General features: G+C 38.6%; 11 protein-coding genes. All 11 read right to left on the bottom strand.

The genetic code is table 11. The features are described 5' to 3' along the window. Nucleotides 1-201: 201 nt before the first annotated feature. Nucleotides 202-2,634 (bottom strand): ATP-dependent Clp protease ATP-binding subunit, encoded by a 2,433-nt coding sequence (locus CLO1100_RS01755; protein ID WP_014312046.1) that lies wholly within the window; start codon nucleotides 2,632-2,634, stop codon nucleotides 202-204. A 20-nt stretch (nucleotides 2,635-2,654) separates the two neighbouring features. Next, nucleotides 2,655-3,677 (bottom strand): protein arginine kinase, encoded by a 1,023-nt coding sequence (locus CLO1100_RS01750; RefSeq protein ID WP_014312045.1) that lies wholly within the window; start codon nucleotides 3,675-3,677, stop codon nucleotides 2,655-2,657. Continuing rightward, complete coding sequence (locus tag CLO1100_RS01745) at nucleotides 3,674-4,162, bottom strand: UvrB/UvrC motif-containing protein (protein ID WP_014312044.1); 489 nt, start codon at nucleotides 4,160-4,162, stop codon at nucleotides 3,674-3,676. The genes CLO1100_RS01750 and CLO1100_RS01745 overlap by 4 nt, the downstream gene beginning before the upstream one ends. 42 nt (nucleotides 4,163-4,204) lie before the next feature. Further along, on the bottom strand, nucleotides 4,205-4,663 hold the full coding sequence (locus CLO1100_RS01740) for a CtsR family transcriptional regulator (RefSeq protein ID WP_014312043.1): 459 nt from the start codon (nucleotides 4,661-4,663) through the stop codon (nucleotides 4,205-4,207). 267 nt (nucleotides 4,664-4,930) lie between these two features. Next, nucleotides 4,931-5,929 (bottom strand): GGGtGRT protein, encoded by a 999-nt coding sequence (locus tag CLO1100_RS01735; protein WP_014312042.1) that lies wholly within the window; start codon nucleotides 5,927-5,929, stop codon nucleotides 4,931-4,933. Nucleotides 5,930-5,950: 21 nt separating this feature from the next. Continuing rightward, on the bottom strand, nucleotides 5,951-6,643 hold the full coding sequence (locus tag CLO1100_RS01730; RefSeq protein ID WP_014312041.1) for a nitrogen-fixing protein NifU: 693 nt from the start codon (nucleotides 6,641-6,643) through the stop codon (nucleotides 5,951-5,953). A 225-nt stretch (nucleotides 6,644-6,868) separates the two neighbouring features. Further along, nucleotides 6,869-8,059 carry a flavodoxin domain-containing protein gene (locus CLO1100_RS01725; RefSeq protein WP_014312040.1) on the bottom strand — a complete coding sequence of 397 codons (1,191 nt, stop codon included), beginning with the start codon at nucleotides 8,057-8,059 and terminating at the stop codon, nucleotides 6,869-6,871. 221 nt (nucleotides 8,060-8,280) lie between these two features. Further along, entirely contained in the window at nucleotides 8,281-8,826 is a 546-nt protein-coding gene (locus tag CLO1100_RS01720; protein WP_014312039.1) for a D-lyxose/D-mannose family sugar isomerase, read from the bottom strand. Nucleotides 8,827-8,919: 93 nt separating this feature from the next. After that, nucleotides 8,920-11,100: a hypothetical protein gene (locus CLO1100_RS01715; RefSeq protein ID WP_242836657.1), complete on the bottom strand. Its 2,181-nt coding sequence runs from the start codon at nucleotides 11,098-11,100 to the stop codon at nucleotides 8,920-8,922. A gap of 82 nt (nucleotides 11,101-11,182) precedes the next feature. Next, a complete protein-coding gene (locus tag CLO1100_RS01710) occupies nucleotides 11,183-12,019 on the bottom strand; it encodes a carbohydrate ABC transporter permease (RefSeq protein ID WP_014312037.1) in 837 nt (278 codons plus the stop codon). Beyond that, nucleotides 12,009-12,899, bottom strand: coding sequence for a sugar ABC transporter permease (locus tag CLO1100_RS01705; RefSeq protein ID WP_014312036.1), 891 nt, complete (start codon nucleotides 12,897-12,899; stop codon nucleotides 12,009-12,011). Before CLO1100_RS01705 ends, CLO1100_RS01710 begins: the two co-directional genes overlap by 11 nt. Nucleotides 12,900-12,959: the final 60 nt, after the last annotated feature.

Raw genomic sequence — 12,959 nt, 5'->3', positions numbered from 1 at the left:
AAACAGACTTCCTTTCCGATATTTGAGTTTATTACAATTTCTATCTTTATTGTAAATAATTGTATATCGGTGAGGTTACGACGTCAAACATATCGGAAATAATCAAGACATTATAAAACCCCTCGTTTGGCTATTGTCGCCAAAGAGAGGTTTTATATTCTCATATTCGTTTTTTAATTAATCGGAAATAACAGTTTTTCCTTACTTTTTATTAACAACAATGTTTTCTCCGTCAAAGTCTATTCTGATGCTGTCTCCGGCCTTTACCTTGCCTTCCAGCATGTCTTCCGCAAGCTTATCCTCAACCATGCTTTGTATTGCACGTCTTAAGGGTCTTGCTCCAAACACAGGGTCAAATCCCTTTTGCGCCAGATAGTCCATAGCCTCTTCACTTACTTCCATTGTTATTTCATTAGCCTTTAGCCTGTTTACAAGAACATCCAGCATGAGACGTACAATTTCTTTTATGTTTTCCTTGCTCAACGGGTGGAAAACAATTATATCGTCAATTCTATTAAGGAACTCCGGCCTGAACATCTTTTTGAGTTCTCCCATTACATTGTTCTTCATATCCTCATAATTCTTTGCGCTCTCATCGTTTGAAGCTGAAAATCCAAGTCTCTTAGGCTCAGTAATAGTTCTTGCCCCCACATTTGAGGTCATGATTATGATGGTATTTCTGAAATCTACCACACGTCCCTGTGAATCAGTAAGTCTGCCGTCTTCCAGTATCTGCAACAGTATATTGAAAATATCAGGATGTGCCTTTTCTATTTCATCAAACAGAAGTACTGAGTACGGCTTTCTTCTGACCCTTTCAGTAAGCTGTCCGCCTTCGTCATAACCAACGTAGCCCGGAGGTGAACCAACCAGTTTTGATACACTGTGCTTTTCCATAAACTCGGACATATCAACACGAATCATTGACTTTTCATCGCCAAACATTGCTTCTGCCAATGCTTTGCAAAGTTCAGTCTTACCAACTCCCGTAGGACCCATAAATATAAATGAGCCAACCGGTCGTTTCGGATCTTTCAGTCCAACACGCCCTCTTCTGATTGCCTTTGATATGGATTTAACAGCCTCATCCTGGCCGATTACTCGCTTATGAAGAGTTTCCTCCATTTTTAGTAGTCTCTCGGATTCTTCCTCAGCCAACCGCTTTACAGGTATTCCTGTCCAGCTGGCAACTATATCAGCTATCTCGTCTTCTGTAACAGTATCTGTTTTTGTTTGATTCTTCTGGTGCCATTGATCCCTTATTTTATCAAGCTCATTTTTAAGCTTTTGTTCATCATCTCTTATTCTTGCTGCTTTTTCAAATTCCTGACATCTGATGGCATCTTCTTTTTCTTTACTAAGCTTTTCAACCCTCTCCTCCATTTCCTTTAAATCAGGTGGAGCAGTAAAGGTTTTGAGCCTTATTCTCGAAGCTGCCTCGTCAATCAAGTCAATAGCCTTGTCCGGCAGGAATCTGTCTGTTATATATCTGTCCCCAAGCTTAACTGCGGCTTCAAGAGCATCATCGGTTATCTTTACTCTATGGTGCGCCTCGTATTTATCACGAACACCCTTTAATATTTCAACAGCCTCTTCCTTCGAAGGCTCGCCTACGGTTATAGGCTGAAATCTTCTTTCCAGAGCTGCGTCCTTTTCTATGTGTTTTCTGTACTCATTTAAGGTTGTAGCACCGATAACCTGAATTTCACCTCTTGCAAGAGATGGTTTGAGTATGTTTGAGGCATCTATGGCACCTTCGGCTGCTCCGGCACCTACAATAGTATGCAGCTCATCTATGAACAATATTACGTTTGTAGTCTTTCTGATTTCTTCCATTGCCTTTTTAAGTCTGTCTTCAAATTCTCCCCTGTACTTTGCGCCTGCAACCATTGAGGACAAATCAAGGGTAACAACTCTCTTGTCGCTTAAAATCTCAGGAATATTGCCTTCAACAATTTTTTGAGCCAGACCTTCTGCAATAGCAGTCTTACCAACACCCGGTTCACCTATGAGACATGGGTTGTTTTTGGTTCTTCGGCTAAGAATCTGAATAACTCTCTCTATTTCCTTGTCACGTCCTATAACAGGGTCAACTTTTCCGTCCCTTGCCATATCTGTCAAATCCCTACCAAACTGGTTCAGGGTCGGAGTATTTGAGTTTGAATTGCTGCTCTTTGCAGAACCGTTGGAACCGGGGGATTCTTCCGTAAGAATTTTCACAAGTTCATTAAGAAGCTTTTGGGGATCGACTCCCAAATCCATCATAATTCTGACTGCAACACTTTCTCCCTCTTTCATAATCCCAAGAAGAAGATGTTCTGTTCCAATGTATCCCTGTCCCATCCTTCTTGCCTCTTTAAAAGCAAGCTCAAGCACTCTTTTGGTTCTGGGAGTAAACCCAACAGGCTGTGTACCTTCAGCATCTCCTTTACCAATAAGTTCTTCGATCTCCTTTAGAATTTTCTCCTCGGTTATCCCTTGACCCTGAAGTACTCTGGCTGCAACACCTGTTCCTTCTTTTACAAGTCCCAAGAGTATATGTTCAGTACCGACATAATTATGTCCCAAATCTACAGCAGCCTGCTGGGAAAATCCTATTGCCCTCTCTGCCTTTTCTGTAAAACGTTGATACATCTTTATCACCTCTCGTATACTTATTTTGTAATTTTCATTCTGATAAGTTCAGCCCTCTTTATATCTCTTTCGTCCTGTTCAAGGGGTTTACCTGACATTTTTTGCAGTGTTGCAGGCTGTGACAACACCATAGCTTCATTCAGTGTCACTAAATCTATATCATTAATTATTCCCATACTTACTCCAAGTCTTACATCAGAAAGGAGTTTGAAAGATTCTTGGGACGAAAGAATTCTCGCATTTTGAAGAATTCCATAAGACCTGAATATCCTGTCCTCAAATCTATAAATGTTTTTCTTATACAACTGAAGTCTTAGTATCTTTTCTCTGTCAATTATCTGCTTGCATATACCATCAATACTGGCAATTGTTTCTTCTTCCTTTCTGCCCAGTGTCACCTGGTTTGATACCTGAAACATATCTCCCACCGCTTCACTGTTCTCCCCGTATATTCCTCGAACAGTTACACCAACCTTATTGCAACTTTCCAATATGGATTTCATGTATCCTGTCATAACCAATGCAGGCAGGTGAAGCATTACTGATGCCCTCATCCCAGTACCGATATTTGTAGGACAGCTTGTAAGGTATCCATATTTATCATCAAAGGCATAGTCTGCTTTTCCAGCTATAAGGGAGTCAATTTCGTCGCATACCTTGTATGCCTTTTCAAGCTGTATTCCCGGAAAAATAGACTGAACCCGTAAGTGATCCTCTTCATTTACCATTATGCTTACGTTTTCATTCTCATTTATGAATGCTCCGCTGTTTTCCTTGCTGTCAGCCAGTTCTGGACTGATAAGGTGTCTTTCCATCAGTGAAATTCTGTCTACAGGATGTAAAGTACTCATGTCCGCAAACATTAGCTTACCATAAACAGTAAACCCTGACATTATTTCCTGAATTCTTTTAATTAAATCAGCTTGATGCTTTGTATTCATTTTTGCTGAAAACGGGATATCAGCAAAATTTCTTGCCAGCCTTACTCTGCTTGAAACTGCAATGTCAAATTCAGGGCCTTTTTCTGCAGGTATTTTACTCATTCTCCCACCTCCAGACTTTTTATCCTATCTCGGATTTTTGCGGCTTCTTCATATTTCTCAGCTTTAATAGCTTCATTTAAAAGTTGTTTTAGTTTATCTATTTCATTGTTAATATTCACATTGCTGCTTACCCTTGCCGGAACCTTTCCATGATGTTCCCCGTTTCCGTGAAGTCTTTTTACTATGGGATCCAGTTTATCTGCAAAGGCCTTATAGCACTGGGTACAGCCTAGCCTTGATGTTTTCAGAAATTCATCATACTCCATCCCGCAGTTCTTGCATTTAAGCTTTACAGTAGGTTCTTGTTTCAGTTGTGCCCCAAATAATCCGCTAATCAAGTCGTTAAAACCGAAAGGAGAAACAAAGTCCTGATGGCTCATTTCCCGTGCACATTCTTCACAAAGATAGATATCCAACTTTGTGTTATTTTTAATCTGTGTAAAATGTACATTTGCAGTTCTCTGCTGACAATTCTGGCAAAGCATAAAAATTACCTCCTAAAAAAACAATACCCTTAAACTATATTCTTAAACCAGTAAGCTCATAATCATATTTTTAAGCAGTGATGCTCTGATAATATCTCTGTCTGGCATTGGCAACCCGCCAAGAATCTTATCACTCACAGCGGCTTTCATCAAAAATCCTTCTCTTTCGCTTATAACCTCATAATCTACAAAATTGTTAATAAACACTTCTGCCGATTGCTGAGAGATACTTGAGCCCATGGAGGATATAATATGCATCAGGTAATTTCCCGGTATATTGACATTAACACGTTTTATTTTTACATGTCCTCCACCGCCCCTTCGGCTTTCAACATAGTAGCCTCTGTCTACGGTAAATCTGGTTGATATTACATAGTTAATCTGAGACGGGACGCAATTGAACTGGTTTGCAAGCTCATTACGTTGCAGTTCAATTGACCCGTTTGTGTCTGCCATCATTTGCTTTATAAAAGCCTCAATCAAATCACTTAAACTTGCCACAACATCACCTCTATTTAAATTGATTTTGACTTTCTTTGACTTTAATTTTAGTATAATACGAATTTTTACCTTGTTCAATACTATTTTTCAAAAAAATGAAAAAAGTGATCTTTAAAACGCTTTCTGATAATATTATAATGCCTATCTGAATATATAATATTCTTTTGGCTAAATTGAAATAATTGCAAAAAAGGAGCCGTGCAATATTTAAAAACTATTGCGACAGCTCCTTTTATACTAGCTTTAAATTCTTAATTTATAAAAAAATTATTTTGCAGATTCTTCAATTGCAACCGCTACTGCAACGGTCATACCAACCATTGGGTTGTTACCTGCGCCGATAAGACCCATCATTTCAACGTGAGCAGGAACTGAAGATGATCCGGCAAACTGAGCGTCTCCATGCATTCTACCCATTGAATCTGTTAAGCCGTATGAAGCAGGTCCCGCAGCCATATTGTCAGGATGCAATGTTCTTCCTGTTCCTCCACCTGAAGCAACTGAGAAGTATGTCTTACCATTTTCATTTGCCCACTTCTTGTATGTACCTGCAACTAAGTGCTGGAATCTTGTTGGGTTAGTTGAGTTACCAGTGATGGAAACGTCAACATTCTCATGCATCATAATAGCTACGCCTTCAAGAACGTCATTTGCACCATAGACTCTAACCTTAGCCTTGTCGCCGTTTGAATAAGCTTTTGTTCTAACAACGTTAAGAGTATTTGTTGAAAAATCGTAATCAGTTTCAACATATGTAAATCCGTTAATTCTTGAAATAATAAATGCTGCATCCTTACCAAGACCATTCAATATAACCTGAAGTGGTTCTTTTCTAACCTTGTTAGCTGTTTTAGCTATACCAATAGCTCCTTCAGCAGCTGCAAAGGATTCGTGTCCTGCCAGGAAGCAGAAGCATTTGGTTTCTTCTTTAAGAAGCATTGCAGCAAGATTTCCGTGGCCTAAACCAACTTTTCTTGATTCTGCAACTGAACCCGGGATACAGAAAGCCTGTAATCCGATACCGATTGCTTCAGCAGCTTGAGAAGCGTTTGTTATACCCTTCTTAAGTGCAACACCACAACCGAGAGTGTATGCCCATACTGCATTTTCAAATGCGATTGGCTGTATACCTCTAACGATTGAGTCCACATCTATTCCTTTTGAAGTACAGAAGTCCTTTACTTCTTCAAGGCTCTTAAAGCCATACTCAGCTAAACATTTTTCTATTTGAGCTATTCTTCTTTCATAACCTTCAAATCTAACCACAGTATTCACCTCTCTCTTTAATTATTCGTGTCTAGGATCTATTACTTTAACTGCTTCATCAAATCTGCCGTATGTGCCTATATTCTTTTCATAAGCTTCCTTAGGATCTACACCCTTCTTTATTGCATCAAGCATCTTTCCGAGTGATACGAACTTGTAACCGATAACTTCGTCATCAGCATCAAGACCTATGTTTAATATGTAACCTTCAGCCATTTCAAGGTATCTAACACCCTTAGCATTAGTAGCAAATATTGTTCCAACCTGTGAACGTAAACCTTTACCAAGGTCTTCAAGTCCTGCACCGATTGGAAGACCGCCTTCTGAGAAAGCAGACTGTGTTCTACCATATGCCAACTGCTTGAATATTTCTCTCATAGCAACGTTTATAGCGTCGCAAACCAAGTCAGTATTTAAGCATTCAAGAATAGTTTTCCCTTGAAGAATTTCAGCAGCCATAGCTGCTGAGTGAGTCATACCTGAGCAACCAAGTGTTTCAACAAGAGCTTCTTCAACTTTACCTTCTTTAACGTTCAATGTGAGCTTACAGCATCCCTGCTGAGGTGCACACCAACCAATACCATGTGACAAACCTGATATGTCGCTGATTTCTTTAGCTTTTACCCACTTACCTTCTTCAGGAATTGGAGCAGGACCATGATGTGGCCCCTTCTTTACAACACACATATTTTCAACTTCATGTGAGTAATTCATTTGACTTCCCCCTTCGCATAACTATTTGAAATTTTATTCATAGCTTTATTGAGTTTGAGGCTATTGCCTCGATATTATGTACTTCTGTTTCTACATACAGAGAAGCAAAACAAAAGCTGGTATTCGAAGATAAATATTCAAAATACCAGCATTTATTATAACATATTTATGATAATTGTAAGTAGCATTTTGTTAAAAAAAACACGAAAAATCTACTTAATAATATTATTTTGCTTTAAGCTGTCTGGCAATGTTGCGTCCCATTTCGACACACTGCTCAACTTCAGGCCCGGACATTTTGTATCTAAAGCCCAGTGGTTCGGCACAAATGGTCAAGCCGGCATCTCCAAGATCCTTGCTTATCTTCTTGTGTGCCTCACCGCTCCATCCATATGCTCCGAATCCCGCAGCAAGCTTATTCTTAATTTTTAAGGACTTAATTTCCTCTAACAAAGCTGCTATTGGTCTTGTAACAGTATTGTTAACCGTGCAGCTTCCTATGAGAACGGCATTTGCCTTAAAAATCTCAACATTCAGGTCACTCTTGTCTCTTGTAGCAGCATTGATTATCCTGTAGCTTACTCCTTCTTCTTCAAAACCCCGTCCTATTGCTTCAGCCATAGCTCTGGTGGTATGGTACATTGTATCGTAAATAATTGCTGCATAGCCTTCGTTGTAGTTGAGGTCAGCCCACTCATCATACTTCTTGATAATCTGGGATGGATTATCTCTCCAAATAACCCCATGACTGGGTGCAATCATGTCTATATCAAGATTTAAAGAAGATATCTGCTCTATCTTTTTCTTTATAAGAGGTCTGAAAGGAGTAAGAATATTTGCATAGTACTTTATTGCTTCCTGATAAAGTTCACAGGTATCAACCTGATCATTAAACATATCAGTTCCGCAATAGTGCTGACCAAAAGCATCGTTGGATATAACCAATTTCGCACCTTCAACATACTCAAGCATACTGTCAGGCCAGTGAATCATCTGCATGTCAACAAAATTCAGCTTATATTCTCCCAAGTCCAGAGTATCTCCAGTTTTTACTATGTTAAAATTCCAATCTTTTTCAAAGTATTTTTTAATAATTTCTGAACCGTTTTTTGTACAGTAAATAGGAGTATTCGGGATTTTGCTCATCAAAAGTCCGAGGCTTCCGCCATGGTCCGGCTCAACGTGGTTAATAACAATTGCATCTATATTTGACAGTCCTACACTCTTGTCCAAGTCCTCTACGAATTGTTCCTTATATGGGTCCCACACAGTATCAATAAGTACTGTCTTTTTATCTCTTATAATATATGAATTATATGAAGATCCCCTGTGGGTTGAAAGTTCATGTCCATGAAAAACACTTAGTCCCCAGTCTCTTATTCCGCACCAGTATATATTCTTCTTTATTTCTATCATTTATTTTTTTACCGTCCTTTCATATAATTTCAAGTTTATCATTTACTTATCCATTTAGAATAATACTCTAATATTATATACCCTTATCTAAACTTGTTAAACACTTTATCTATAAATACCTTAGAGGTATTCAAGTCTAATTTTAACACAAAATGCCCCGGGAAACTCTTTCTTTAAAAAGAGTCTTCCGGGGCTTTTCCTGTCATCTTATTATATAAGGACTATTTATCTACTTCAGGGATTCTTTTTATCCTATCATCCGTAAAAATATCTGATAAGTCATCTGAATTTGTAGAAAACTCAGATATGATTGCACCTTCGTCACCTGCCTGGAACCAGTGAAGAGTGTTTGGATAAAGAGTATACTGCTCTCCAGGATTCAATATTATTTCATGCCAAACGGTGTAGTACTCTTCACTGCCTGTGGGCACTTTACAATGAATTTCTTTAGACTTTTCACCTGCAACGTAAAGGTAAACCCTTCCACTTCTGCATCTGAAAGTCTCCTCTTTTCCGGGATTGCCATTCCTGTCTGGATGCCTGTGCTCAGGACATGTCTGGTGTGGGAAAAGAACCATTTCCTTTGCACAAACTCTGTCAGTATTAACAAAGGTTATTAATTGAAGCCCCGTCTGTTTTAAATCATTCAGTCCGAAATCAGCAACCTCGATACGCTTCTTCTCATCATCCGTCAGAACTATTGATGCCTTTTCAAAAAAAGCCAGGGTACCCTCTACAACCTCACGGAATTCCTGCTTACTCAACATAAATTATTCATCCCTTTTCTCAAACAGACCCTCTTCAAACCGAAGCTCAGATAAAGCTGGTTTAAGCGGCGTTGTATTGTTTTATATAATTAATTATTTATTAACTTCCACAACTGCATACAAAGGCAAATCAAAGATTTTAATGTGCAGAATATCTCCATCCATACTGTTTTCGAATTTTACCTTACTGCCATTTAGAGTATGGATTTTAATAGTGCTATATTTACTACCTGTTAAATGTATCTTTAAGTTTAATTCAGCCAAAGGTTTTACGGAATCATCCTGTTTGGAATAGTCGTAATTTATAAGGTGTATTGCCATTCCATTATCAATGGAATGGGTCTGCACTCCGATTGTTTCATTATCCAAAGTGACCTTCCATAAATCCTTGTAGGCACTCTCCAACGCTTTATCAAATTGCTTGAGAGCTGTAGGCTTATAATTGTCATTCAAACAATAAGTAACACTGTCTATTTTTTTCATATCCTCAATCCATTCCGGCAGGTTTTTTGCTGCCCGACCGAATATCAAGACTCTGCCACTCTGTTTTGCATATGTTTTTATGACATCAGCCTGATTCTCAGTTAATATGCTGCAGTCAGGAAGAATAACCAAATCGTAATTTTCAATATCTTTTGCACAAAATTCATCTTCCCTTAGCTCTCCATCTGCAATAAACTTTACGTCAAAGCCTACCTGCTTTTTGGACAAACTTCTGCTCACTTCCCAGAAAGGCATTCTTACACCATTTGGATCATCAGGGTCAATTACACTGTAGGAAAGAGTTCCCTCCTCCTCACCGTCCAAAACACTGCTGGAGTATCCTGCAATAGCTTCGGACCAGTAGTTGCTGGCAAAACTGTACAGAACGAGCACATTGGCTCCAGATTTCTTACTGAACAATCTTTCGTTGTTTACAAGAAAATCCTGTACCTCACATGTTACATTTTGGGGAGGCCAGAAAGCATCCTTGACTGTATTTCCCATCCATGCACCATAGGGAACCGACATATTGCAGCCATATGCTGAAGCCTCTATCAACAGCAGCCTGTACAGGTCATAGCCCTTTCCTTCATTAAGCAGGTCAACCAACTCATAAACCGCACTTCCATAAGGATTTTCCGCCACAATTACTGGCTTGTCCCCTGCGAAGCCTGCCACATATCTATACCAGTGGGACTGTTTTAGGATACTTTGTTTCATTTCGGTTATTATTACGTCAGCCCTTGGTTCCAATGGATAGTATGAAGGCATGATATCAAAAAAGTTTCCCGATACCAGTATATCCTTGCCAATTTGCTTTCCGTATCCCTTTGCATAATCCGCAAGCTCATTAAAATGTTTTTTTATTGCTCGCAGCTGGTACTCCCAGTAATACTTAAACAAGGGAAGTTCTCCTACATTTCCGGGATAAATTACATTTCTCTCCTTGAGATATTCACCGTAGTTAAAGCTATCCAAATCAACATCCTTCAACTCTTCAGGACGTTGCCCCTTTGCATCCAGCTCCTTGAGGTATGCATTAAACTGTTTCATACAATCCTTGCAGAAGCAGCCTCCGTACCTTATGGAAGTCATCGGAAGCTCGCATTCATCCAGTTGAATTCCTGCAACACCCGCATCTATCTGTATTTTAATTATTTGTTTAAGGTATTCTCTCCATACCGGATTATTTCTGCACATTGAGTATGCTATATGCTCATGATTTTTTACCTCAACCCATTCCGCATGACAGGGAACACCCTTGAAATCCCTTGCACAGCATTCCTCCCATATATTAGTTACAGGTTCTCCGTCGCTGTTGAACAAACCATTTGGGAAATAATCTGAGAATTTTTTTCCAAACACTTCATAGTACTTGTCATTGGAAAACTCCCTCAAACCGTACCAGTCATGAGGTTTACCATCCTTTATTACATTAAGCTCCTTAAACTGCTTTTTGTCGCCGCTGAATATTGCAGGAAACTCCCAACCCTGTACCTCAAATACTATACCAAAAACCTTTATTCCACGCTTATTACATTCCGCAATAAACTCAGAGTCATTCATATATCCGTAAAATCGAAGCCTTGGGTCTACCTCTCCAAACGCTTCATGCTCCAAATACGGAAGAGATATGGAGCCGCCTCCCAGTGCAGACCAGACAAGCAGTGTACCATGATATTTTTCCAAGTCCTCTACCATCTGCATACTTCTGATGGGTAAGCTTGGGTGATAACAATGATTATTTTTATACCAACCGTCAAAATATATTCCTCTTTCCAAACCAGACACCGCCCTTGTAAAATTATTCTTGTTTAAACTTATGATTATTAGCTTATTTCACTCAAAAACACAGCAACATTCCTATCTTATGTCAACCTTTAACCGAGCCAGCTGTCATACCTTCAATAACCCTTTTGGAAAACAAAAGATAAATAATAATAACAGGAAGAACCGCAATAACCATCGCTGCCATCAATTGAGGGTAATTTACCGTATATTGTCCGTTGAAATTTGACAGGCCTATCGGAATAGTTTTCAAACTTTGCTTTCTTAATAGAATAAGTGCAAATGGGAACTCATTCCAAGAATTTAAGAATGAAAGTATTAATATTGTTGAAATTACCGGTCTGCACACGGGCATGATAATTCTAAAAATTATAGTTGAAGTACTGCCTCCGTCCAGATATGCTGCTTCCTCAATCTCAACAGGTGTAGATTTTATGAAGCTTTCAAAAAGAAATACAGCCATTGGAAGTCCAAAAGCAACATACGGGAAAATAAGGGTAAAACGTTGGTCAAGAAGATGCAACACCTTGAATTGTATAAACAGCGGTATCAACAAACTATGGACAGGCACCAGCATTCCAAATAAAAACAAAACATATACTGCATTTCTTAACTTAAAATTATATCTGGATAAAAAGTATGCTATTATAAAGCCTATGATGATTATCAATATTACAGACATGACACTGTTAAAAAGGCTGTTTCCAAAGAACATATGCATTTTTCCTACTTTAATTGCTGCAATAAAATTGTCAAAGTGCAGGACCTTTGGTAGTGAGATTATATCAAGGCTGAATTCCTGCTGTGTTTTCAAGGAAGAATACAGCATCCATACCAGCGGGAAGATACACGTAATTGAAAACATAATCATAAACAGGTTTGCAATTATTTTTGAAATCAATGTAATTATTTTATGCTTCATTATCTTTACCTCCCCATAGTTTTCTGCTAAGGAGAATAAGTGTAAGGCTGAGTACCAGTATTCCAATAGAAATTGCACTGCCGTATCCCAGTTTAAACATTATAAACGAGTTTATATATGCATACTGAGCCATTACCATTGAGCTGGTTCCCGGTCCTCCGCCGGTCATTACATATATGTGGTCAAAAATCTTCATATTTCCGGCTATACACAGCATTACCGCAACTTTCAGGGTGTCCTTCAACAAAGGTATTGTAATGTATACTGATCTTTTTATACCCACTGCTCCGTCAAGGTCTGCACTTTCGTATATATCTGGTGATATACCCTGGACAGCCGACAAAAATATTACAAGGTAAAAACCTATATACTGCCATATTATTGGAATACTTACAGAAAACATTACATATTTAGGATTATCAAGCCATGGCCGTATCAGAGATCCTAACCCAACTGACTTCAATACAAAATTTAATAAGCCGTAATCCTTGTTATACATAATAGTCCAAAGAAAGCCTACTACTATTGCAGATACTACTACCGGAAGAAAAATGATATTCCTGTGTATTGCCTTGAACTTTAACAACTTTGAAATCATTAGTGCTGTTATTACTAAAGCGATTCCTACCTGTCCCACCATTGATAATAAGATAATCACCAGGTTATTTTTGAATGAATTCCAGAAATCCATGTCTTTTATAAGGTATTGATAATTCTTTAGCCCGATGAATTTCATACTAGCACCACCGCTGTAATTATAAAAACTATATATCAGTGAAATTACCAACGGGATTATTACTATGAAACAATATATTAACAAACCGGGAGCTAAGTAGGCTGCTATAATACGACCCTTGGGCCTTAAAGTCTTACTAGCCATATAACCTCCATGTTCTGATTATTATATATCCGGGAGTGTTATCTCCCGGATATATTTAAA

This window comes from Clostridium sp. BNL1100 (assembly GCF_000244875.1).
In the GTDB taxonomy this organism is placed as follows: Bacteria; Bacillota; Clostridia; order Acetivibrionales; family DSM-1351; genus Ruminiclostridium.
Note: the sequence above shows the minus strand (reverse complement) of the source record. Positions and strands in the feature narration are given on the sequence as shown.